This window comes from Maribacter sp. MJ134, assembly GCF_003970695.1.
GTDB lineage: Bacteria > Bacteroidota > Bacteroidia > Flavobacteriales > Flavobacteriaceae > Maribacter.
The window spans coordinates 3,457,622-3,482,547 of sequence record NZ_CP034570.1; the positions used below are offsets into that span (position 1 = coordinate 3,457,622).

Genomic DNA, 24,926 nt, shown 5'->3' on the forward strand with positions numbered 1-24,926 from the left:
CAAATAATAACGAATTTTCTCATTACTATTCTTTTATATAAATATATTGCAAAACCATTAACACTAAACGCTAACCAAAAGTATGCATAGATTTTATCTATTTATACTACTTTTTCTGTACCATACCTTGGTTATGGCTCAAAAAGATTTTTCAATTGTCGGTATCGTTCTTGACGTTATTGAAAAGTCCCCAATGCCTAATGCTCTAGTCTCAATTGAAGGAGACAATACTACTGTACGATCTAATCAAACAGGAGCTTTCAGCTTAACTATTACAGAAAAGGGGGAGTTTATCCTCAACATAGCTCTTGCTGGTTATACAACAAAACGCATCCCAATATTTTTAGAAGGGAAAAACCTTGACCTAGGGTCTATTTACTTGGATAAGGACATCACCTTTGAGAAGAAAGATAATCTTATTACGATAACAGATTCCGAGCTTCTAGATAATGAATCTAGCGGTAACGCTCTAGGTTTGCTTCAGGCAACACGAGATGTCTTTTTAACAAGAGCGGCATTTGATTTTGGACAGGCCTTCTTTAGGGTAAGGGGATACGATGCGGAGCATGGTGAGGTGCTTTTGAACGGAATACGCATGAATAAACTTTTTAATGGTAGACCACAGTGGAATAACTGGGGCGGTTTAAATGATGTGGTAAGAAATCAGCAATTCTCTAATGGCTTGAATCCTTCAGATTTTACTTTTGGAGGTATTTTGGGTAATACCAATATTGATTTACGCCCTTCTGGACTTAGACCAGGTTTTAGGATTTCATCTTCCGCTTCAAATAGAACCTACACCGGTCGGTTAATGGCGACCTATAATTCAGGGATGCAAAGCAATGGGCTGGCCTATATGTTCAGCGCCTCTAGGAGATGGGCAAAAGAAGGTTATATAGACGGAACCTTATACGATGCGTATTCATTTTATGGAGCGCTGGAGTACCAGATAAACAAAAAGAACAGTCTGTCATTGACAGCGTTTTCAGCTGTAAATAGAAGAGGACGCTCTTCAGCCATTACCGAGGAGGTCTTTAATTTAGTGGGAAACAGGTACAACCCATATTGGGGCAATCAAAAGGGGAATATTAGAAATTCTAGGGAACGAAAGGTTTCTGAACCCATGGTCTTAGTTAATTACCTACATAAATCCAATAATTTGAATTTAAACGTTGGTTTTGCCTATCAAACCGGTATAAACGCCAGAAGTAGATTAGGTTATTTTAATGCTCCAAATCCCGACCCTACCTACTATAGATATCTGCCGAGCCTTTATATCAATAGTGCTATAGGCGCTAATTTTATAGGCGCAGAAATAGCAAGAAATAGTTTCTTAAGAAATCCGCAATTGAATTGGGAAAGGCTTTACGATGCTAACGAAAACACGTCTCTAGATGGAAAAGCCGCTTACGTATTCTATGATGACACCGTAGCGGATACACAATTTACAAGTAGTTTAAATGCTAATCTAAAGCTGACGGATAAAATTAAGCTAGATTTTGGTATTACTAATACAGATTTGAGGTCTAAGAACTATGCTAAAATCATTGATTTGTTGGGCGCCTCTTTTCATGAAGATATCGATACCTTTTCCGATACCCGAAATAATATACTCCAAGACGTAAAAAAGGAGGAGGGCGATAAATTTGGGTATAATTATGAGTTTGCCGTAAATCGTTTAAATATGTATGCGCAGGTAAAGGGCGATTTCGGAAAATTGAAGACTTTTATTGCTGGCAATTACGCAAATCACAGTTATGAACGGAACGGTTTATATGAAAACGAACGATTTTTAGAGAACTCTTTCGGAAAGAGCAGTACTATCAGTTTCTCAAATTTTGGCGTAAAAGGAGGAGCGACCTATAAAATTACGGGGAGGCATTGGCTTGCGGTAAACGGTGCGCTGCTGAACAATGCCCCATTACTACAAAATGTGTTTGTCAACCCAAGGGAATCTAACGAAATAGTCCCAAATCTGCAGGATGAGCGTATAAGTTCAATCGATATGAATTACTTTATTCGCATGCCAAAACTGACTGGCCGTTTCGGGGGTTTTTATACCAGGTTTCAAAATACGACGGATATTAATTTTTTCTTCGTGGACTCTGGTGTAGGCTCTGATTTTGTTCAAGAAGTTTTAACCGATTTGGATAAGTTACATCTTGGCACTGAACTTGGACTGGAGTATCAATTATCAGCTTCGGTAAAGCTATCCGCCGTTGCCTCAATTGGCAAATATGTATATGCTAGTGATCCTTTGGTTACGATTAATTTTGACACGGCTTCAGCGCAAGAAGAACTTATTGACGTTAGTGGTTCCAAGAACTTAGGATTTGCGGCAATAAAAGACTATAAGTTGGCGCAAGGGCCGCAACAGGCCTTTGCGCTTGGCATGGAATATAGAGACCCTAAATATTGGTGGATTGCGTTAACAACGAATTACCTGGCTAAAAATTACGCTAATATTTCAACAATAACGAGGACGGCGAGTTTTTATGTCGATCCAGAAACAGGTGAAAATTTTCCTGATGCTACGGTTGAAAACGTCAATAATTTACTAGCGCAAAAGCCGTTGGATAATTTTTATTTATTGAATTTGGTAGGAGGAAAATCTTGGCTGAAGAAAGGAAAATATATTGGGGTTTTCGCAAGCGTAAATAATTTGTTCGATGAGGTTTATAGAACTGGCGGATATGAACAAAGTAGAAATGGAAATTTTGGTCAGTTAAGACAAGACAACCTAAGTGGTTCACCCTCATTTGCGCCAAAGTACTGGTACGGTTACGGACGCACTTATTTTCTAAACGTTGCCATTAGTTTTTAAAGAAAGTTATGTTGAAAAAATATTTTATCAATAAACCGTTTAGCAGTATTGTGAAGATTCTTTTAGTGTTTTCTTTACTTATGGGTTTTTGTGGATGCGTTAAAAGCAAGGTGTTTGAGGAGCCAGATGCTACCTGTGAAAGTGTTTTGAGCGCTAATGCCACATTCTTAGATATAAAAAACCTGTATGTTGATGAGACAATTCAAATTCAAGAAGATTTTTTAATAGAGGGATATGTTATATCATCTGATCAAGAAAATAATTTTTTTGGTGTCCTGCATTTCCAAGATGCTGCGGAGAATCCGACAGATGGTTTTCAGATAGAAATAGACCTAAGGAATTCTTACTTATTTTACGACATAGGGGATAGGGTTTTACTCAATGTTAAAGGCTTGTATCTGGGAAAATCTAAAGGTGTTTTTAAGTTGGGTGGCGTTTTTAGTTCTTTTGGAAACGAAATTGTGGGCAGACTTCCCTCCGCCACTGTTTTTGAACAAACCAAGGTCCTTTGTGGAGGAAGCAGCAACATAATACCCACAACAACTACAATTTCAGAATTAAACGATGCATTGGTAAATACCTTAATTACCATTGAGAACGTTGAATTTTTAGCGGAAGAGTTGGGTTCCACCTTTGCGTTGGAAAGGGAGGAAACCGAAAGAAAATTAGTGGATTGCGTAGATAACGAACTTATACTTAAAACTAGTGGTTTTGCGGAGTTTCAAAATAATCTTTTACCAGCAGGTAGGGGCCATATAACAGGAGTTTTAACAAGAGAAGGAGATGAGTATCAATTGATAGTTCGCAAATTGAGTGATATTAATTTTGAAGAAGAACGTTGTGAAGATCTTATTACCGAATTTACCTCATCAAATATTTTCTTTTCTGAACTGGCCGACCCTAATAATAATGCAGGCGCCAGATTTGTAGAGCTTTATAATGCTTCTGATACTGCACTACCCCTAAATGGTTGGACCTTGTTGCGCTACAACAATGCCAGTCAAGAGGTCAGTTCTTCTCTAGATTTGTCTGGTATAGAAATTGGTTCTGAAAGTACCTTGGTCATTTCTCCTAACGCAATGGAATTTGAGGCAGTGTATGGCTTTGCTCCTGATGTAGCCGTGGGCACAAACTCTCCAGCAGATTCTAACGGAGACGATAATTTACAATTGGTAGACCCTTTTGGTATCGTTATAGATGTTTTTGGTATCGTAGGGGAAGATGGTTCTGGTACAAATCATGAATTTGAGGATGGTAGGGCCCTGCGAAATTCTTCCGTCTTGCAGGGTAATAGTATGTACACGATTACCGAATGGGAAATATGTAATGATACCGGGAGTTCGGGGACAACGAATGCTCCAAAAAATGCCCCTGCGGATTTTTCACCGGGAGCGCGGTTTTGATTAACAAGGCGTCTTCTTTGTCTCTATTATTTGTTGCAACGATTCTTTGGTAAGAGGCTTAACTAAATAGTCTCTTATTACATCGTAGAATTCCGTTCTTTCGAGATTTTTAGGACTTACGAAAGAACTAGCAATGTAGACGGCACAATTTTCTCTTTGAGAAAGGGGTATTTTAACGAATTCATCTAGAAATTCCCAGCCATCTTTCCTGGGCATATTTAAATCTAAAAGTATGATTTCTGGTAGGGGAATATTTTCAATGAGTAGACCTACTAAACCATCGATTGCATCTTGACCATCAGAAAAAACGAGAACATTTTCACAGAAGCCTTTCTCTTTCATTAGCTTTTTGGTCTGAAACGCAAAGAACTCATCATCATCAACGATACAACAACTTTTAAACTTACTCATGAAATATTTTATGCTGTTCAATTTTCAATTCGGGAGAAGTATACCTAAGATAACAATAAAAAGCGATAACGAAATCGATGTAGTATTATCTATTTAATTTTTTTTAAAGAATTTTAGTTTATAGAAGCAATAACGGGATAATTCTTCAACAATTAAGCATTCATATCTGAACGAATTAAATAGTCAGTGCGCCTAGGACACTTTCCAAGTCGTTTGGAGTAATGGGCTTTAAAATATAATTGTTTACTCGTTGTTTGTAATCCTTTACTTTTTCCAAATCTCTGGGATCAACCGAAGAGCTGATGATATAAACGATGGTTTTTTCAAGATTACTATTAGGTATCTTAATAAACTCGTCCAAAAATTCCCACCCGTTCATTATGGGCATGTTCAAATCTAGAAAGATAACCTGTGGAATTTTCGAGGTAGATTGGGATATTTCCATGATTCCATCTAAGGCCTCTTGTCCGTTGTTAAATACAATAATGTTTTCGCAAAATTCTATTTCTTTCATTATGCGCTTTGTCCCATAGATGAAAATGGGGTCATCATCAATAATACAGCAACTTTCTATCTTACCCATAACTAAGTTTTTTATCCTTTTTTTAATTTTATGAAAAACGTTGTTCCATTATCCACTTTACTTTCTAGCCAGATTTTCCCGTTCATGGATTCAATCTGGTTCTTGGTGATAAAAAGACCTATTCCCTTGGCTTCTTTGTGTGCATGAAACGTTTTGTACATTCCAAACACCTTGTTTCCATGTCTTTCCAAATCAATTCCTTGACCATTATCTCTAAATTCTATTTGAATATAGTTCTTTTTTGAAGAGGAGCTAACGGTAATGACCGGTTCCCTTTCTGGAGAACAATATTTTAAGGAATTAGTGTACAAATTTAGTAGTATACTTTCTAAATAAGCGGGTACCGCCATCACAAAATGAGATTTTTGTATACTAAGTTTTATAATTGCACTTTTCTCTTTTAGAAGACCTTCGATGCTTTTTTCAATATTATGTACGGTGTTGAGCAGACTAATACTCTGCATTTTTTCCAAAGCTCCTGTTCTTACTTGTACTACATCATTTAAATGCTGTATAGTTTCTGATAGACTACTGGTAGCATTGATTAACATGGTATTTAAATTTTCCCTTTCCTCGGCACTTTCTTCATCTTTCAGGAATTTGGTCAACATGGATAAGTTGGTGGAGTGCGACCTCAAGTTATGGGAGACGATATGGGCAAAGTTTAATAAGCTATCGTTCTGGGCCTTGGTAACTTCTACTAAAGTTCTGAGTCTCCTTTCAGCTTCTATTCTAGAGGTAATGTCCAACAATTGGGAAATAAGATGGCTAAGATTACCATCTTCGTCCCTTGTCGCCGTAACGGTAAGCAAGGTGTAAATGATATGTCCTTTCTTATGATAAAATCGTTTTTCAAGCTGGTAGGTTGTGATTTCTTCATCTAGAACCTGCTGCAATAATTCTAAATCGTCGTCTAAATCTTCTGGGTGCGTAATTTCCTGCCACGTAATATCCAAAAGTTCTTCTCTAGAATATCCAAAGCTGTCACAAATTCCTTTGTTTACAGAAATCCACTTACCATCAAGACCCACTAAAGCCATTCCGGCAACTGAATTCTGAAAAGTAAGATTAAAAGATTCTTGACTTCGCTCTAACTTCAACCTCATTTTTCGAAGTTCCGTAATGTCCCAATTTGCACCTATAATTTTAAAGGTCTTACCGTCTTTATCCGTTTGAGCTTCGCCAAAGGCTACAAAATGCACAATGTCTCCGTTTGGTCTTACTCCCCTAAATTGCGAATTGAACGGAAGCTTTTCTTCAATAGTATTTTTTAACTCTTCTGCTACACGGGCTGCATCGTCCGGATGTATTCTTTTCATCCAGGCATCCAATAAATCTGACGCGTCTCTAGGAATATCGTACATGGTGTACATATTCTCATTACATATGACCACATTTTCTGCTAATCGATAATCCCAGATGCCTATGCTGGCTGCTTGGGTAGCAACTTTTAAGCGTTCCGCGGTTTCCCTCAGCTCGTGCTCCGCTTCTTTTCTTGAAGTGATATCTAAAATTTGGGAAATTAAATGCGAAATGGAACCATCTATATTGCGTATTACATTAACGGTGACCAATGCATAGCTCAAATGTCCATTTTTATGGTAATATCTTTTTTCTAATTGATAACTCTCCCGTTTACCGGCAATTACCTCTTCCAATAGGGGAAGCCCCCGTTTTACATCGTCAGGATGCGTAATATCTTGAAAAGTTGAACTGAGAAGTTCTTGTTCTGAATACCCTAAACTTTCGCAAAGGCGTTTGTTCACTTTAATCCATTTACCATCAAGACTTACCAAGGCCATCCCGGTTGCAGAGTTTTGAAAAGTCTCTTCAAAGGATGCCTTACTAAGCTCCAGTTTTAGTTTTGTTCTTTTAAGTTCGGTAATATCCCAATTGGTCCCGATCATTTTTATGGCATTCCCATTTGAATCCCTTTCGGTTCGGGCTATTGCCCTAATGTTCCTTACCGCACCGTTGGGCCAGAGGACTCTAAATTCGGTGTCAAACTCTTTTTCACCAAAAATTGCCTGAGCTATTTCCGCACTTCCCCTTTCTTTGTCATCTGGATGCACTCCCGCTTCCCAAGCTTCGTACTCCCCGGAGAAATCTTTCTTATTTACCCCGTAAAGCTTATACATATTAGCGTCCCAAAGAAGTGCGTTGCTTGTAATATCATACTCCCAAATACCAATATTTGCGGTATTCGTAGCTATTTTTAGACGTTCTGCGATTTCCTCATATTTAAGCTCTGCTTTCTTTTTTTCATCGATAGCTTGAAAAGTACCGAACATTCGTACGCATTTTCCGTTCCTAAATTCAACTTCTCCTTTGGTACGCACCCAAACCTCCCTCTTTTTAGCAGTAACTATAATGAGTTCGGTATCCCATGGTTTTCCTTGTGATAAGGCCTGATTAACCAAGGCCATAATTTTTTCTCTAGAATCACCTTCCTTATAAAAGTTAATGCCTTCTTCTAAATCGGGTTTGTAATCGGCGGAAACTTCATGTATTTTTCTGGTCATTGCGCTCCAATACACTTCGTTTTTCAACAGGTCTACTTCCCATCCACCTATCCTTGCCACAACTTCGGCTTTTAGTAGAAGTTCTTTTTCTCGCTGTTCTTCTGTAATATCTTCTAAAATTATAATAGCCCCTCCTACTTCGTCGTTTGGTGTCTTCCAAGCTTTTATTCTCCATTTCAACCATACTGTTCTATGGTTGTTTAGAATGAATTTAGTTCCAAGGTTTACGCTTTTTTTGTCTAGAAGGCTATTTTCTAAATCAGCGAGGAGTTGAGAAGGAACCACTGGGAGCGCATCCACAAATTTGACACCTACTATTTTTGGAGAATCTGGACAAAACTGTTTTAACCATTCATCGGAATGACTTATAAAATTTAAATCCTTATCCAGTATGGCTACAGCTGTGGGGGAATCTTTTATTAAAAAATTAATGGATAGGGTTTCCAATTTAATCAGGTTTTGTTAAAGATACGCCTTTATTTCAACGTAGGAAAATAGTATAAAATTGTAAGAAATTAAGCTATTATTATCTAGTTTTCTCATTCTTAAGTATGAAAAAAGTGGCTCTAATTAGAGCCACTTTTAACAATCATATCTGTTTAATTAGGTATTACACCAAATCAAAACGATCTAGATTCATAACCTTGGTCCAAGCTTTTATAAAATCTTTTACAAACTTTTGCTCAGCGTCCGAGGAACCATATACTTCGGCATAAGCCCTTAATTCTGTGTTAGAACCAAAGATAAGGTCGGCACGGGTGCCTGTCCATTTTATATTTCCGGACATTCTATCGCGTCCCGCAAAGAGCGTTTCATTGTCCGAGGTATCTTCCCATTTTACGCTTAAATCTAAAAGATTCACGAAGAAATCATTTGTCAATACTTCTCTACGATCGGTAAAAACACCATGTCTAGATTTATCAAAATTTGTGTCCAATACCCGCATACCACCTACTAGTACCGTCATTTCTGGAGCGGTTAGCTTCATTAACTGTGCTCGGTCAACCATTAGTGCTTCCGCAGAAGCCTTGAAATCTGCATTCTTATAATTTCTAAAACCGTCTGCTGCAGGTTCTAAAGCCTCAAATGAATACGCATCTGTTTGCTCTTGAGTCGCATCCATACGACCAGGAGTAAAGGGGACCTCTACCTCATGACCTGCATTTCGTGCAGCTTCCTCAATACCGGCAGATCCTCCAAGGACTATCAAATCAGCTAAGGAGACTTTTTTGTTTCCTGTTTGCGCCGCGTTGAATTCTTTTTGGATTCCTTCTAATATTCCTATGATTTTAGAGAGCTCTGCCGGGTTGTTTACTTCCCAATTCTTTTGTGGTTCTAAACGTAAACGTGCGCCGTTTGCGCCACCTCTTTTATCAGAATCCCTATAAGTAGAGGCAGAAGCCCACGCTGTACTTACCAATTGGGATATGGTTAATCCTGAGGCCAAAAGCCTTTTCTTTAATTCCGCTGCGTCCGTGTCCGTAATCAACTCGTGATCAACGGCGGGAATCGGGTCTTGCCATAATAACTCTTCTTTGGGCACTTCTGGTCCAAGATATCGAGAAACAGGTCCCATATCTCTGTGTGTTAATTTAAACCAAGCACGTGCAAATGCATCCTCGAAGGCCGCGGGGTCTTTATGAAAGCGCTTGGAAATTTCAAGATAAGCAGGATCCATTTTTAGGGCCATATCGGCATCTGTCATCATAAGGTCTTGGGTAAGCGATGCGTCTCCCGCCCTAGGTGCTTTTTTGGCTGCTGAAGCCGCGGTAGGCCTCCATTGGTTCGCCCCTGCCGGACTTTTTGTTAATTCCCAATCGTAACCTAAGAGCACCTCAAAGTAATCATGGTCCCATTTTGTTGGGTTTGGTGTCCAAGCTCCTTCGATACCACTAGTAATTGCATCATCAAGTACTCCGGTTTTGTAGCTGTTTTTCCAACCCATGCTCTGTTCCGCCATTGTTGCTCCCGCAGGTTCCGGTCCAACAAATTCATCTGGGTTAGCTGCACCATGTGCTTTTCCAAACGTATGTCCGCCAGCCGCTAAGGCCACTGTCTCCTCATCGTTCATAGCCATACGTCCAAAAGTTTCTTTCATCAATTTTGCGGTTCCTAAGGGATTTGATTCCCCATTTGGACCTTCAGGATTTACGTAGATGAGTCCCATGTGAGAGGCACCTAGATTTGCTTCTAAAACATATTCGCCATCTGAGAAACGCTCTTCATTACCCATCCATTCCGTTTCTGAACCCCAGTAAATATCTTCTTCTGGTTGCCATATGTCTTCACGACCGCCACCAAAACCAAAGGTTTTGAATCCCATGGATTCTAAGGCGCAATTTCCTGTAAGGATCATTAAATCCGCCCAAGAAAGCTTTTTACCATATTTCTTCTTAATGGGCCATAAAAGCAACCTTGCTTTATCTAGATTACCATTATCTGGCCAACTGTTCAGGGGTGCGAAACGTTGAGATCCAGAACTTGAACCTCCGCGACCGTCTCCAATACGATAGGTACCGGCACTATGCCATGCCATGCGAATCATAAATGGACCGTAGTGGCCATAATCCGCAGGCCACCAGTCTTGTGATGTGGTCAGGGCTTCTACAATATCTTTTTTTACCTCCGCCAAATCCAAAGATTTAAATTCTTCGGCATAATCGAAGTCCTCATCCATAGGATTGGTCAACGATGAATTCTGGCGCAGCACGTTTAATCGTAACTGGTTTGGCCACCAGTCTAGATTGGTAGTACCGCCACCAGCAGTTTGTTTTAATTCGCCACCTAAATAGGGACATTTACTAGAATCGTTGATATCCCAGGCTTTGCCATGTGGATTACTCTCATTATTATCCATTGTTCTGTTATTTTGATTTTCTAATTTTAAAATTATAAAAATATAGCACAAGTTACATAGATATAATCTTGAATTGCCTTATTTCATCATTGATATTATCTATGTTTGAAGTGATACTATAAATGTCTTTCAACTTCTACAATTACTCTTTTTTAATATCTTAGGCATATGAATAAAATCGAATTGTTTTTTGGTGCGATCAGGGAAGGTAATTTTTTAGATTTTAAAAATTTGCTCGATGAAACTCCGGATTTAATAGGAGCAAAAGATCAGCGCGGGTCGTCACCTTTGATACTGGCTACGTATTACAATCAAGAAGAGATTGTAGATTTGCTTTTGGAGCAAGGCGCTGCCCTAGATGATAAGGATGCTTCCGGAAACACGGCATTGATGGGTGTTTGTTTTAAGGGATTCATCAGTATTGCCAAAAAACTAATTGAGAAAGGGGCCAGTATAAACGAAAGAAATGCAATGGGAGGCACAGCCCTTATCTATGCAGCAACATTTAACAGGTTAGAAATAGCCAAGTTGTTACTGGCAAAAAATGCGGATACCAGTATAAAAGACCAGCGAGGAAATACGGCTTTAGATCATGCCAAGTTGCAAGGTGCGCCAGAGCTCATAGACCTTTTGGAGCGCTAAATAAGACATTACAGCAGAGAAGGACCGAGATTATTTTCTAGATAGTAAGCCCTTCACCATAAATAATAGGATGGTGCCTGCGAGTATAAATGTTATTGAATTTCCCGCAATAATAGGCATTTGATTATTTAGCATGCCATAGAGCAACCATAGACCAACACCCAATACAAAAAGGACGTACATAGGTAAGGACAGACCTTTCGTATCTTTTGTTCTAATCGTTTTTAGGGCCTGAGGAAGAAAGCTCACCGTGGTGAGAACGGCTGCCAAATTTCCGATAATAGAGGTAAAATCCATAACAATTCCATTTGTGGGTACAAAGTTGCTTGAAAGACTAAGTTGGTACAACAACATTATTTGCCAAAAAATATGCTATTTTACCTTTTTTTGTCTCATTTGATGCAGAAATAGATAATTTTGAATAGTTCATCTAAAAACAGTTTAAGGTTCAAAATGGTAAATTTGAATACATGGAACTTAAAGAACAACTTACACTAATAAAACGTTTGAAGTCCTTAGCGGAGACAGGTTTAGTGTATGTAGAGGATGATTATGCCAGAGAAAGGTATGAAGAGCTTTGGGAAATTAGTCTTCAACTCATGGGCGGTTTAACGAACAAGCCTTTTAAAGCACTAGATAGTTTTTTCCTAAGAGAAATGGATTATCCAACCGTAAAGGTAGATGTGCGCGGTTTCGTTCTGAACAAGGACGACCAAATTCTAATGGCAAAGGAAAGCGTAGACGGAAAATGGACAATTCCTGGAGGATGGGCAGATATCGGTGATACCCCTACAGAAGCTGTTGTTAAAGAAATTAGGGAAGAAACCGGTTTGGACGCTGAAGTAGTGAGACTTCTTGCCATTTATGATAAACGTTGTCATAACCATCCGCCGGAGCCTTTTTATATTTATAAACTCATGTTTCTATGTACGATTACAGGTGGAAATTTGCAACATGGGTTTGATATGAAGGGCGCCGATTTTTTTTCATTAACCGATTTACCCGAACTTTCGGAACCAAGAATTTTAGAGAGCCAATTAAAACAATTATTTCAACTGGCTAAATCAGATAATCAATCTGTTCATATAGACTAATAAAATGCAAGAAGCTCTAAAAATAGTACTTGTTCAAACCTCTTTGATTTGGGAAAATCCAAAGAAGAATAGAGCGATACTGTCAAAAAAGCTCGAAGGCCTGAAGGGTGATATCGATGTTATTGTGCTGCCCGAGATGTTCACTACGGGCTTTACCATGTCCCCTGTACATATTGAAGAAGAAGAAGGGAAAAAGACCGTTGCATGGATGCAAAAGAAGGCAAAGGAGACTGGCGCAGCAATTATAGGAAGTATTGTTTTCAAAGAAGGAGAGTGTTATTATAACCGGCTTTGGTTTGTAAAACCAGATGGGAGTTCTTCATCGTATGATAAAAGACACACTTTCACATTAGCCGGTGAGGATAAGAAGTATGTTGCTGGCAGCAAAAAATTATTGGAAACCTACAAGGGTTTTAAGTTTTGTCCTCTTATTTGTTATGATTTACGTTTTCCTGTGTGGAGCAGAAATACAGAGGCCTATGACGTTTTACTATATGTGGCCAATTGGCCCAAACCAAGAATAGGGGCTTGGGATACGTTACTTAAAGCCCGTGCTATTGAGAACATGGCTTATTGCGTAGGGGTAAATAGGATAGGCACGGATGATAGCGGACATGAGTACCCTGGACATTCCGCAGTTTATGACGCACTAGGAAAACGGATAACATTTTCCGATAAAGAGGAGTGTATTGAAATTACCGTTCATAAAAACCATATTAAAAAGACTCGGGATACCTTAGGTTTTCTGGATGATAGGGATAGTTTTGAATTAATTCTGCAAACTAATTTTTAGAGTTATAATATTCTAGAATTCTAGCTAAATCTTTTTCTTTTTTAAAGGAAAGTTTTTCTTTTTTTATGAAATTTAGTGTTTCATTGTCAAAGAGACCTGTGATAATTTTTTTCTTAGACGGAAGCTGAATGGCTTCTTCCACTTCGTTTGTGTAATAAAGGTCATCAACAATCGTTAATTTATCTTCGTTATCTATCCCTAATAAGTTAGAATCTGAAACTGCTTTGATAATTTTAGTATTGTAAACTCTGAACAAACTGATTTTACCTTGGACAAGTCGTTCGGCGAATATTCTTTTGTTTACACCTTTTATTTTAAGAGGAACAAAGTTTTTACCGGCGAGTTGAACAGAGATTCCATCGACGGGTGTTAAAGAAACGATATCTTTTACTTTAAGCACCTCGATTTCTCTGGTGTACGCATTAAACCTTGCCAAAAGTGTAACTTTCTTTTTGTTTTTTTTATCCAAGATGGTTGCCTGTTGCCATTCCTCATTTAGAAATTCCGACCCCTTTACCTTAACACCTGAATTTTCAGAAACGCGTATGGGCGCACCACTGGTTACGTTGTCAAATTGAAAAGAGGCCCCTTCATCAGTGGTATAATTTACTTGGCTTTTGGAATAAAAAGTCACGAATACAAAAGTTAAAAAAATTATCTTGTTCATATTTTTTTTGAATTCCGTTAATATAGTCAATATTAATCTAATAGATTAAACGTCTCTATCTTTTCCCAATTGGCACGCATTTCTATGGGGCCGGGGTAATAGCTCACCTTTTCTGGTTGTATATTTTTAAGGTAATTCCCAGTATCCCATTGTTTATTTTCATTCTCATCAAATATTATCCTGACCAAATAGTTTCCCGGATCTATATTGTTGAACTCAAAAACTTGAGGTCCTGTTGCGTAGATTTCTCTTTCTGTTTGTCCTTTCTCGTTCGTTAGTTGTACAATCAAAGGATAGTTAATATTCGTGCCATTCACGTTCAAACTTAGGTTTCCGAAATCGGCTAGACTTTTGGTATTCAAGTTATAGTTGATAGTATCATTGGTCTCTTCGAAAAAATCTTGAATAGCACCTGGCAAGAGTTCAATTTTATAGTTTTCATTTGGTTCTACGCTAAAATCAAAATCGACCTTATTGGCTATACTGTCTAATTTTGTAGAGTAGGCTACAGTGGTAGAATCCTTCGATATCATTTTAATTTTAGAGGTATCCAACACCATTATCGGGGTATTTACGGCTATACTGAAAGATTCTCCAAAATCTAGATTCCCTTTTTTATTGGGCGTAAGACGAAGCGAGTCCACACCAATTTTTCTTTTTTTTACGGTAAAGGTGTCTATAACCTTGAGAGCATCATTGGTTATCGTAAATACGAGGGAATCCATTTCAAAAGGGGTAAACCAAAAGTTCAGTGTGTCTTTATCGAATTCTTTTAGTACAGTGGTTCTTACGGTATCGGGAATTGCGGAAATGAGGTCTATGCGAAGGTCTTGTCCTTCACCATAATACCCGAAACTAATTTTGTTTTTCGCTGCCATAGAAGGAACAGCGGCCCCGTAATCGGGTATTTCTTTAAACAAGGTCAGCAAATAAATAGAGTCTGTGGGTAAGTTAATGGTGTCCTTTGTAAAGCCAATTTTGTCCGTTTTCTGATTAAAGATATTATCCTTTGCCTCGTCCTTGATTGCAAATAGGGCGTATTTCCCCTCCTTGAGATTTTTAAGCCGAAATATCACCGTGCTATCCAAGGTATTGGTGATGTAGTTCGGGGGCTTTTGGTAAAGTGTAGAATCGGTGTAGGAAGAATCGATTTTATACAGCATCACACTAATAAAATCATCCGCCTCTTTGTTGAAGGCATCTTTGACAACACCTGCCAACTCCAATGAATCAATGTAATCTCCCGTAGAAAAAACGTAGGTTAAAAAACTATTAGGGTTTCCCTCATTATTGTCCACGATACTCTGTCCAAAATTAAGGGTGTACGTAGTATTTTCTAGAAGAGTGTCTTTAATGGTAATTTCAACAAATTTATTAGCTCCGCCCTGCGGGCTTAATAGAGGAGGATATTTAAGGGGAGGAGAAACTATTAACTGCTCTTGTACATCCTGTAGCTTTACCAACTCATCAAAATAGAGTCGTATTTTGGCGGATTTAAAGTTAGTGGTCATATTATCTGGCTCCGCTCTTATAAGTGTAGGAGGTGTTTCATCCTTTGGCCCTCCGGTCGGGGTTCCTTTGCGGGCGCATTGGTAGGATGCGAATACTATGAAAAAAATAAAAATATAGGATAAAAATTTTCGAAACATCGATATAATTTCTAGAACAAAGAAACAACATATTTTATAGAAAATGGTAATCATTCAACTACGGCCATAGTGGCGATATAAACAACGGTTCCTTCAATTTTTTTCAACGGCCGGCCACAGATTTCCATGGTAGCACCAGTGGTAATTACATCATCTACCAATAGTATTCTTTTATTTTTTAGGATTTTCTCATCAGTAACTTCATATAAGGATCTGTTATCATACCATCTTGCTAATCTACTTCTCTTGGTTTGGGTTTTGGTGTTGGCGGTCTTTATGAGTACATTCTCCAGATACGTACTGTTTAAATGAAATGCCAATCGTTTTGCGAAGAGTGCGGTTTGATTGTATCCTCTCTTTTTAAGTTTTTTTCATGCAGAGGCACAGGTATTACATAATCTACTTTTTCTAAATGATTATTCTCGCTTATTTGTTGACCGAACCAATCTCCCAGAAAAGCACCGATTTGTTCTTGGTTTCTGTATTTCAGATTATGAATAAGGTTCTTTACAATACCTTGATCAGTGAAAAATAAGAAGGAATTGGCCTTTTTAATGTTAATTCTGCCATAAAAAATACGATCTACCCTGTTTTCGTCGTTAAAGTTATAATCGGTGAGCGGTAATTGATGTCGACAAACGGTACACAGATGTTGCTCTCCTCCGTTTAATCGCGCATTACATCCAAAACATACCCTTGGTAATAGGAGGTTGTTTATAGCATTTAGTATATTTGGTAGCTTGTTGCGAAACAAATCTTAAGTATCTATTAACCTACTATAAGGCCAACTTTATTGATGGACAGTCAAGATAATAAATTCAATTATAAAATAATACTTGCTGCTTTGGTCGCCGTTATTATCGGCATTCTAATTGCATTTTACTACAGCTATGCACAGTCCAAAACACAAATCAATTTTTTAGAGCAGGAAAAAGACATTTTGGTAAAAGATCTTACCATTATGAAGGCCGACGTCGATCGTCTTTCGGCTTTAAGTGAAATGAACGAAATTGAGCTTGAAGATTCCAAATATAAAGTACAACAGTTGTTGGATTCCGTTGGTAGATTAAATTTTACCGTGGAGAAACTAAGGGAGTATAAGACAGAACTTAGAAGGTTGGAGGCCAAGAACGATAGTTTAAAGCTTAAGAACAATTTCCTTCGTTATAATAATATGTTACTTACGGATAAGTACGACGAGACTCGAAAGGAGATAGAAATTCTTAGGGCCAATAGCAGTTCCTTGGCAGAGGCAGAGGCCTTGCAGCGGCGGAAGATTATGGAGCTGAACCAAAAATTGAAGAACAAAAGTTATCTAAAAATGGATTTCTCCGAGGGAGATGGTTTTAGGATGAGAGGAACCAGACCTATACTGACCAACAAGGCTTCGACCATAGAGAAATTAAGAGGATGTGTAACCGTCCTGGCCGACGCTAGTGAGGGGGAGGAAGAAAAGGTTATTTACCTACAGTTTCTAGACCCGGACAAACAAATTATAGAGGATAATGCCAATACGATTACCGTAAACGGTAACATTTATAGTAAGCGTGTAGAATTTATCTACATGGGCATAGAAACTTCCGTGTGCGAAGCGGTTACGGTTCCTGAGGGCTCTCTAAAAGAAGGGACCTATACACTTAATGTTTTTGAAGATGAGCGTTTGATTACTTCTTCAGAATTTCAACTAAAATAATTACAGTTCTTTTGACCTAAAATTCTATTTTTGCCGCATGGCAAATCAAGAAGATAGTTTTAAGAAGGTTATATCCCACGCAAAGGAATACGGCTATGTATTCCAATCCAGCGAAATTTATGATGGATTAAGTGCCGTTTATGATTACGGACAAAATGGTGTTGAGCTAAAAAAGAACATTCGCGAGTATTGGTGGAAAGCCATGGTGCAACTGAATGATAACATCGTTGGTCTCGATTCCGCCATATTTATGCATCCCACTACATGGAAGGCCTCTGGCCACGTTGATGCATTCAATGACCCCTTAATAGATAATAAAGACTCTAAAAAGCGCTATAGGGCAGATGTCCTTATCGAGGATTATGTTGGTAAACTAGATGCTAAAATAGAGAAAGAAGTAAAAAAAGCAGCTAAAAGATTTGGGGATGCCTTTGATAAGGAGCAGTTTTTGGCGACCAACCAAAGAGTGGTAGATTACCAAGAGCAAGGTAAGGCCATTTTGAGCCGTATGGGAAAGTCTTTGGAGAAAGAAGATTTAGCGGATGTAAAGGTACTTATCGAGGAATTGGATATCGCCTGCCCCATGTCCGGGTCCAAAAACTGGACAGACGTGAAGCAATTTAATCTCATGTTCGGCACAAAATTGGGAGCCAGCGCCGATAGTGCTATGGACCTGTATTTAAGACCGGAGACCGCCCAAGGTATCTTTGTTAACTTCTTGAACGTTCAGAAGAGCGGAAGGATGAAAATTCCTTTTGGTATTGCACAGACGGGAAAGGCCTTTAGAAATGAAATTGTCGCTAGACAGTTCATTTTTAGAATGCGCGAGTTTGAACAGATGGAAATGCAATTTTTCATTCAACCGGGAACACAAAAGGAATGGTACGATACCTGGAAAGAGAAACGAATGAAATGGCACTTATCTTTAGGGCTGGGTCAAGATAATTACCGTTTTCATGATCATGATAAGCTGGCGCATTATGCAGACGCCGCCGCGGATATAGAATTCCGTTTTCCATTCGGATTTAAAGAATTAGAAGGAATTCACTCCCGTACAGATTTTGATCTGTCTAAACATCAAGAATTCTCAGGCAAAAAACTTCAATATTTTGACCATGAGACTAACAAAAACTATGTTCCATACGTTTTGGAAACATCTATAGGTCTAGATCGCATGTTCTTAGCGGTCTTTTCTAACTCCTTACAGGAAGAGGAGCTAGAGAACGGTACTACGAGGACGGTACTTAAATTACCAGCGGTACTGGCGCCAACAAAGGCCGCCGTACTTCCATTGGTAAAGAAAGATGGGTTACCAGAACTGGCAAATGAAATTATTGATGATTTAAAATGGGATTTTAACGTGCTTTACGACCAAAAGGATGCAGTAGGTCGCAGGTATCGCAGGCAGGATGCCAATGGCACACCATTTTGCATTACGGTTGATCATGATTCTTTAGAAGATAGGACGGTCACTATTCGTCATCGCGATACTATGGAGCAAGAAAGGGTAGCTATTTCAGATTTAAAATCGATACTGCATAAGGCCGTGGATATGCGTTCGTGGTTAAAAAAGATGGAGTAGGTTTTTTAGACCTTTGTTTGGCTCTAATTCCAATATGCAAGAATTAAATGTATTTTTGTTATTATGGAGACTATGGTAATCGATGAAGTATTGGAAAAGCTTGACTTCAATGTAAAGTCTACCTATTCTACTTTGTTTTTTACTTCTAAAAGTTATTCTTCCAACGAAATTTTATTTGAAGAGAAATTGATTCTTGATGCTGCCAAAAAGTTGAGAGCAACGGCAGTTTATTTTAGAAGATTCCCTGATAATCAGTCTTCTAAAGCACAGCTATTCGTATTTGATAATTCAAATCTAAGATTATCAAAAAATGAACTTGCAGATATCCATCGTAAAATATGGAGTGCTGGAATAGTACCAATTTATTATGTTTTTGATAGAACAAATCTTCATATTTATGATGCTAGAAAGCAAGTAGACTATGATCAGGTTTCTAAGGAAATCAGTGTTTCTCCATTTGATGTTTTGTCACTTATATCCGCTTCGCACCAAGATTACGAAAAATACTCTGCCAAGCTTTTTTCTAATGGCGTGTTTTGGGAACAAAAAGTTTTGAATAACAGGTTTTTAAGTAAGGGCAGTTCAGAAAACAAGTTAATCGAAGGTTTAAAAAAAGTTAGGACTCACTTTATAATAGAAAGTGGGATTGAAAAGTCTTTGGCACAACAATTATTGGTGCTATCAATTCTAGTCAAGTATTTGGAAGAAAGGATTGATGAAAAGGGCAATCATGTTTTCCCAAGCAATTATTTTAACAAATATGATGGGGCATCTTCTTTTTGCGAGATACTGAAAAAAGGGTTTGTTACGGATTTTTTCGATGAATTAAGCTCCCAGTTCAATGGTAAGATATTTGAATTAAAAGATACTGACAAGGCTATTCTAAAAAATACCGACCTTGGTAAACTTGCCAATTATCTTGATGGTAGTTTGGATGGCAATCAACTCGTATTATGGCCCTTGTATTCATTTGATTATTTGCCAGTAGAACTTATTAGCCGTATTTACGAAGAATTTATAGATCAGCGTAAGGATGCCGTCTTTACCCCAATTCATCTAGCACGTTTAATGGTAGATGAGTGTATGCCGATTTTAGAACCAAAGTTGGACTATAAAGTAATTGACGTTAGCTGTGGTTCTGGAGTTTTTTTGGTTGCTGTTTTTAAAAGAATGGTGCAATGGTGGCAAAAAATACATTATGATAAAACAGGGGAAGTTATTTCTCCAAAAATCAACAACTTAAAGGACATCCTTAAAAATTCAATTTACGGTGTAGATATAGAGGAAGATTCTGTGAGACTATCCGTTTTTAGTTTGAGCATCGCCTTATGTGATATGCTGACTCCTACAGAGATATGGACAGATTTACGTTTTGACGATTTACGGGAGAAGAATATTTATGAAGGTAACTTCTTCAAGTATCTAATGGATAACGAAAAGGGTCGTTTTGATTTGGTAATTGGCAATCCGCCATTTGAAGATAAGGTTAAGAATTTTGATAGTCTTATTTCTGAATTTAATATAAATATCCCCTATCATATTCCAAGAAATCAAATTGCTATGCTTTTTTTACAGCAAGCTATGAAACTCTTAAAGCCAGACGGTTTGCTTTCATTTGTTATGCCTTCCGGACCTTTACTTTACAATAATACTTTAGATTTTAGAAAGGAGTTCTTCTCTAGGTATGAAGTACCGCAAATTATTGATTTATCGGAATTAAGGGACTCCGGTGTACTATTTGAAAAGACTATTGCTACGGCCGTAATTTTCGCAAAAAATAGAAAACCATCTCAAAATCATCATATTCTTCACATCGCTACAAAAAGAACTAAAACAACCAGAGAGCGTTTGTTCTTTGAGATTGATAGTTATGATATGAATAATGTTTCGCAAGAGGTTGCTGAAAATGACTTGGTAGTTTGGAAATCGAATTTGGTAGGAGGTTATCAGTTATATTTTCTTATTAAGAGATTTGATGGGCTTAGAAAATTAGGAAGTTTTCTGGATTTCAAAAGGAGAAATGATGATTGGGAAGTTGGACTAGGATATCAAATTGCAAGAAAAACCAAGCCCGCACCTCACCTCACAGGACATCTAATGGTAGAAACAAAAGATTTCACAGAAGAAGGCGTTCTAAAAACAAAAATCGAAAATGAGACAAAATTCCAATGGTCAAGAGAACCCAATAAGAATATATTTTTGGCTCCGCACCTTCTAATAAAAAGAACTATTGGAAAGAATAATTTTACCGCACACCTTTTGAACTATGATCTAATATTTAAAGAAAGAATAATAGGAATATATGCGCCCTTAAATCAAAAAGAAGAACTAAGACTATTGGAGTTGACCTTAAAAGAGAATTATATATTTTACAAACTTTTCTTAATGGCTACTAGTGCCGAGGCAGGTATTAGTAGGTCAGGAGGGTACGTAATGTATATGAAAGATGTCTTAAACCTTCCTTATCCGGAAAATAAAGAAAATCTCTCTTTATCAATTTCTGAAGAAATAATTAAAGCAGACGTTCTTAATTACAAATTAGAAGAACTTTCTAAAGGAGAAAAGGCAAAACTTAATACGAAAAAAACCGAGGCAGAGGGCTTAGAAGAATTTGGAAAAACATTTTGCGAAAGTTTAAATCCAATTTATAATAATGACAATAAAGTTTTTAAGCCATTAGCGCCAATAGAGACGCTTTCATACATATGTTTCCCTTTCTCTTATGCCAACCAAGAACTTTCGATTGATACAATTAAAAAAATAAAGGAAGGAGATTTATCAGAATTAATAGAAAACCAACAAGAATCAGTTTTATATAGAAGGGTTTTAAGGTTATATCAAAAGGATATTATATTTCTTATTAAGCCAAAAACACTTCGGTATTGGTTAAAATCTGTTGCATTGAGGGATGCTGGTGATGTGATGATAGATTTGGTGAATAGTGGTTATTAGTGATAAGCAAACAAGGACATAATCGACCTACATCGGTAAAGGAATTTTCAATTCCAGAAGATTATACGGTACAACGAATATTGGTCTTTGTAAAAAACACCTTACCTAAGTTTGAAACCATTATTAAACAGTCCAAAAGCAGCCTTTATAAAGAAGATGATATATCTAAAGAACTGTTCCGGTATCTCGGAGATATAGCACGTGAAGAGAATTTATTGTTTCAATTTAACGAGAAAAAAGGTGTAGATTTTACCGTGTATGTGCATCCTTTTCAATTTGGTGCACAACCCTTGTTTATGATTGAAGCAAAAAGACTTTGCAAAACTAGTTATGATTATGTGTCTGGTCGTAATGGCGGTATTGAGCGAATTAAAAGAGAACAGGATGATTTTGGAAAGCATCTCAATAATGGAGCAATAGTCGGTTATATTCAGGATGAGAATCAAATATATTGGGAGAGAAAAATAAATAGGTGGATTGATGATTTAATTAGCAGGGAAACAGATATTGTTTGGGATTTAAAGGATAAAATAGTTCCTAATACACCGAATTCAACATATAAATCCGAACACTCTAGAATCTCAAAACAAAAAATTGAAATACATCATTTCTGGATTAACTTAAATTAAAGTGTATAGTTCAGTTTTAAACTTCCATAATAATTTCTATCGTTTCCAGGATAGAAGTAGCGGGGTTTCCTGCCTCCGAAACTGCTGGCGTTAATGAGAACGGACTGTGCATAAGTAGTATTGAGGATATTGTTTATACCAAAATCTAGACCAAGTAATAGTTTTTGAAGTATGGTTGTTTTGAATCCAATACGGGTATTTAGCACTGAAAAAGAATCGCTGAATAGGGTTTCTTCGTCACGAAGCGATATTCTATCCACAAATTGATAGGTGGTATTCCAATACAAACCGTTTCCAAAATTAGTCTGTAACCCAGAAACGATACGATGTTTTGGTACTCCGGTCAATTGGTTTCCGGAAAAATCTTCGTCACCGTCAACAAAATCTATAAAGGAGTGATCGCTAAAAGTATAACTCACAAAAGGCGTGGCACTTATTTTTTCCGAAAGCGACAGCCTATAGCTGATGTCTAGGTCTAACCCTTGATGTTGGGTCTTGCCTGCATTTCTACCTATGAACTGGTCATCTCCAACACGCTCGGCAACTAGTAGGTTGTTTATACGCATGTGGTATAGCGCGGCCTCCATTGTAAACGAACCATTGTTCTTTCGTAATCCAAGTTCGTAATTGGTACCGGTTTCTTGCTTAATATCGGGATTTATTAGTCCATCCGGGGTTAAGGTTTCTTCTAAACTCGGATTAGAGAAACCTCGGCTTAGATTTGCGAAGAGTTCAACGTCATTTCTTAGCAAATAGGTAAGGTCTAGACTGGGTAGTAACAAGGCGTTAAAATTCCTTTCGGCACTTTTATTAAGTGCGCCAGTATTAAATAAGTCCCTGAAGTTATAGTTGGTCTTGTTTATGTTGATGCCCAATTGCGCAGTAAAGTTTTGAGAAATAGGACCGGTGACGGTGGCAAAACCGTTGAATTGCCTACGAAATTCTTTATTGTCAGCTATTCTATCACCCTGTAAACTGCCGTTTCCGTTATTGTCTTCATATAAATTTTCAAAAGTTCCCCACGTGAATTCATCTTTGTACAATTCGCCTCCAAAAGTATACTGTAAATTAGGTCGATTTATGCCAAGAGCTCCGGAGAATAGTGTGCGGAAGCCATATCCATTGGTATATTCGTCCAGAATATTAAAGGGTCTGGGTTCATAATGGTCTAGATAGGTGTAAAATAGACTAGTGGTGTTTTGGAGTTTAGCATTGTGTTTATATGTATGGGAAAGTCCGATAAGCGTATAGTTATTACTTTCGAAACCTTGGGCGGATCTCCAAGTAAATGCAGCCTGTGTTGGATCCTCGTCAAAAGCGGATTGACTAATGGAACTAGCTATCTGGGCGGTATAATCAATATGGTTCACTAAAAGACCTAATTCACTTTTAGAACTTAATCTGAAATTTGAGTTCAATAGAATACCATCTCGCTCAAATCTATTGTTTTCGCGATACCCATCAATTTCCATGTGTCCATATTGTAGTGTTAGGTGAAAGTTCTCATCCGAGTGTACAAAACCTAAACTGTTTTTGAGAAGTCCGTAGGAGCCAATGGTAGTGTTATTGGTAAATTTTGTAGGCTGATTTCTTATTTTTTTGGTATTCAAGACAATTGCGCCACCAAGATTTGTCCCAAATCCTGTTGCTTTGGGACCTTTTATGATTTCCATTGAAGTTAGATTTTCCAAATCAAAAGCTTCTATGGTAGAAAATCCTGTTCCATTGGTGACAGGTATGTTGTTGTAGTACAAGCGTAGTTTGTCCGTGCCAAAAGGGGTACGCGCGCCAACCCCACGAATGGTAATTCTATTGGTGTTTAAAGCACCGGATAAGGCATACACACCAGAAACTTGATTAATGGAGTTCACAAGATCTACAGGACTATAATTCTGAAAGACTTTGGCTCCGATTATTTTAGAAGGTACTATACCAATACTATTTTTAGCCGTTAGAGTATCGATCAGTACTACTTCGTTCAATACGGTAATACTATCTCTTTTCTGGGGGTCTTGACTTATACCAAGGACGTTGAGAAAAAGAAAAAAGAGTATACAGATATGCTTCATGTAAAAAGTTGAAGCTTCAAAAATAGGATTTAAAATCGAAACCCTATGGACAGTCCTGCCCTGTACATGAATGAATTTTGAAAATCTTCAGGGTTAATGTTTCTTCCTAGTCCACCATTTATTTCCAGGGTAAAACGCTCGCTTCGCGTTGCCCATTTGGTTCCTAGCCCAAGACCTAAAGCCAAGGTTCCAAAATCATTATTGCGGCTTCCAAGAGTTTCGGTTAGGTCCTCATTTTCGCCAGTATAGTAGAGGCCAAAAGCTTCTGCGAAAAAACCACTCCTGGGATTGTACCCAAAGTAAGCACGGAGGTTGGGACCAATTCCAAAATTACCGTTATAATCTGTGGCATCACTATTAAAATATAGTGTTCCGCCAACGCTCGTATCCTCGTTCAAATAATATTCATAGGAACCCTCTACGGTGGTAGTAGCTAAAAAGTGACCGATATTGAATTTTACTTCATGATTGTTGGAAAAAGCAGGATAGGCCTGCCCTAACAATGAATTAGATGTTACAAAGAGTACGGAGATAAGAAGTATATTTTTCATTGCTT

Annotated in this window: 20 protein-coding genes; 9 read left to right on the forward strand and 11 right to left on the reverse strand. The window is 37.8% G+C overall.

What is annotated here, in order from left to right; genetic code table 11:
• Nucleotides 1-82: 82 nt before the first annotated feature.
• Nucleotides 83-2,824, forward strand: coding sequence for a carboxypeptidase-like regulatory domain-containing protein (locus tag EJ994_RS14930; protein ID WP_126593213.1), 2,742 nt, complete (start codon nucleotides 83-85; stop codon nucleotides 2,822-2,824).
• Between the two features lie 8 nt (nucleotides 2,825-2,832).
• Nucleotides 2,833-4,227, forward strand: a complete 1,395-nt coding sequence (locus tag EJ994_RS14935; RefSeq protein ID WP_126593214.1) for a DUF5689 domain-containing protein — start codon at nucleotides 2,833-2,835, stop codon at nucleotides 4,225-4,227.
• Here the strand turns inward: EJ994_RS14935 and EJ994_RS14940 are convergent, their stop codons facing one another.
• The 4 genes from EJ994_RS14940 to katG all read right to left on the reverse strand — a co-directional run bounded on the left by EJ994_RS14940 (nucleotide 4,228) and on the right by katG (nucleotide 10,600).
• Nucleotides 4,228-4,638 carry a response regulator gene (locus EJ994_RS14940; protein ID WP_126593215.1) on the reverse strand — a complete coding sequence of 137 codons (411 nt, stop codon included), beginning with the start codon at nucleotides 4,636-4,638 and terminating at the stop codon, nucleotides 4,228-4,230.
• A gap of 175 nt (nucleotides 4,639-4,813) precedes the next feature.
• Nucleotides 4,814-5,221, reverse strand: coding sequence for a response regulator (locus EJ994_RS14945; protein WP_126593216.1), 408 nt, complete (start codon nucleotides 5,219-5,221; stop codon nucleotides 4,814-4,816).
• 11 nt (nucleotides 5,222-5,232) lie between these two features.
• Nucleotides 5,233-8,190, reverse strand: coding sequence for a PAS domain-containing protein (locus EJ994_RS14950; protein ID WP_126593217.1), 2,958 nt, complete (start codon nucleotides 8,188-8,190; stop codon nucleotides 5,233-5,235).
• A gap of 163 nt (nucleotides 8,191-8,353) precedes the next feature.
• A complete protein-coding gene (katG, locus tag EJ994_RS14955; protein WP_126593218.1) occupies nucleotides 8,354-10,600 on the reverse strand; it encodes a catalase/peroxidase HPI in 2,247 nt (748 codons plus the stop codon).
• 168 nt (nucleotides 10,601-10,768) lie between these two features.
• Between katG and EJ994_RS14960 the strand changes: the two genes are divergently transcribed.
• A complete protein-coding gene (locus EJ994_RS14960; protein ID WP_126593219.1) occupies nucleotides 10,769-11,242 on the forward strand; it encodes an ankyrin repeat domain-containing protein in 474 nt (157 codons plus the stop codon).
• A gap of 30 nt (nucleotides 11,243-11,272) precedes the next feature.
• On the opposite strand, the gene EJ994_RS14965 is transcribed toward EJ994_RS14960, so the two are convergent.
• Nucleotides 11,273-11,539 (reverse strand): SemiSWEET transporter, encoded by a 267-nt coding sequence (locus EJ994_RS14965; RefSeq protein WP_126593220.1) that lies wholly within the window; start codon nucleotides 11,537-11,539, stop codon nucleotides 11,273-11,275.
• A gap of 173 nt (nucleotides 11,540-11,712) precedes the next feature.
• On the opposite strand from EJ994_RS14965, the gene EJ994_RS14970 reads away from it, so the two are divergent.
• Nucleotides 11,713-12,336: an NUDIX hydrolase N-terminal domain-containing protein gene (locus EJ994_RS14970; RefSeq protein WP_126593221.1), complete on the forward strand. Its 624-nt coding sequence runs from the start codon at nucleotides 11,713-11,715 to the stop codon at nucleotides 12,334-12,336.
• Nucleotides 12,337-12,340: 4 nt separating this feature from the next.
• The gene (locus tag EJ994_RS14975; protein ID WP_126593222.1) at nucleotides 12,341-13,129 is read left to right on the forward strand and encodes a nitrilase family protein; all 789 of its coding nucleotides are present in this window, start codon (nucleotides 12,341-12,343) and stop codon (nucleotides 13,127-13,129) included.
• Here EJ994_RS14975 and EJ994_RS14980 read toward each other — a convergent pair.
• From EJ994_RS14980 to EJ994_RS17660, 4 genes are read right to left on the reverse strand one after another with little or no spacing between them, the layout of a single operon-like run.
• Nucleotides 13,119-13,796 (reverse strand): hypothetical protein, encoded by a 678-nt coding sequence (locus EJ994_RS14980; protein ID WP_126593223.1) that lies wholly within the window; start codon nucleotides 13,794-13,796, stop codon nucleotides 13,119-13,121. The two genes, EJ994_RS14975 and EJ994_RS14980, sit on opposite strands and share 11 nt — an antisense overlap.
• A gap of 32 nt (nucleotides 13,797-13,828) precedes the next feature.
• Nucleotides 13,829-15,445: an Ig-like domain-containing protein gene (locus EJ994_RS14985; protein ID WP_126593224.1), complete on the reverse strand. Its 1,617-nt coding sequence runs from the start codon at nucleotides 15,443-15,445 to the stop codon at nucleotides 13,829-13,831.
• 50 nt (nucleotides 15,446-15,495) lie between these two features.
• Nucleotides 15,496-15,765 (reverse strand): ComF family protein, encoded by a 270-nt coding sequence (locus EJ994_RS17655; RefSeq protein WP_241240801.1) that lies wholly within the window; start codon nucleotides 15,763-15,765, stop codon nucleotides 15,496-15,498.
• Nucleotides 15,750-16,199, reverse strand: a complete 450-nt coding sequence (locus EJ994_RS17660; RefSeq protein WP_241240802.1) for a ComF family protein — start codon at nucleotides 16,197-16,199, stop codon at nucleotides 15,750-15,752. The genes EJ994_RS17655 and EJ994_RS17660 overlap by 16 nt, the downstream gene beginning before the upstream one ends.
• A gap of 42 nt (nucleotides 16,200-16,241) precedes the next feature.
• Here EJ994_RS17660 and EJ994_RS14995 point away from each other — a divergent pair, with 42 nt between their 5' ends.
• The 4 genes from EJ994_RS14995 to EJ994_RS15010 all read left to right on the forward strand — a co-directional run bounded on the left by EJ994_RS14995 (nucleotide 16,242) and on the right by EJ994_RS15010 (nucleotide 22,301).
• A complete protein-coding gene (locus EJ994_RS14995; protein WP_099574288.1) occupies nucleotides 16,242-17,138 on the forward strand; it encodes a hypothetical protein in 897 nt (298 codons plus the stop codon).
• Between the two features lie 37 nt (nucleotides 17,139-17,175).
• Nucleotides 17,176-18,720: a glycine--tRNA ligase gene (locus EJ994_RS15000; protein WP_126593225.1), complete on the forward strand. Its 1,545-nt coding sequence runs from the start codon at nucleotides 17,176-17,178 to the stop codon at nucleotides 18,718-18,720.
• 63 nt (nucleotides 18,721-18,783) lie between these two features.
• Nucleotides 18,784-21,672 carry a class I SAM-dependent DNA methyltransferase gene (locus EJ994_RS15005; RefSeq protein ID WP_126593226.1) on the forward strand — a complete coding sequence of 963 codons (2,889 nt, stop codon included), beginning with the start codon at nucleotides 18,784-18,786 and terminating at the stop codon, nucleotides 21,670-21,672.
• Entirely contained in the window at nucleotides 21,672-22,301 is a 630-nt protein-coding gene (locus EJ994_RS15010) for a hypothetical protein (RefSeq protein ID WP_126593227.1), read from the forward strand. The genes EJ994_RS15005 and EJ994_RS15010 overlap by 1 nt, the downstream gene beginning before the upstream one ends.
• Here EJ994_RS15010 and EJ994_RS15015 read toward each other — a convergent pair.
• Complete coding sequence (locus tag EJ994_RS15015; RefSeq protein WP_126593228.1) at nucleotides 22,298-24,370, reverse strand: TonB-dependent receptor family protein; 2,073 nt, start codon at nucleotides 24,368-24,370, stop codon at nucleotides 22,298-22,300. The genes EJ994_RS15010 and EJ994_RS15015 overlap by 4 nt on opposite strands.
• Nucleotides 24,371-24,399: 29 nt before the next feature.
• Entirely contained in the window at nucleotides 24,400-24,921 is a 522-nt protein-coding gene (locus EJ994_RS15020; protein ID WP_126593229.1) for a DUF3575 domain-containing protein, read from the reverse strand.
• Between the last annotated feature and the right edge of the window lie 5 nt (nucleotides 24,922-24,926).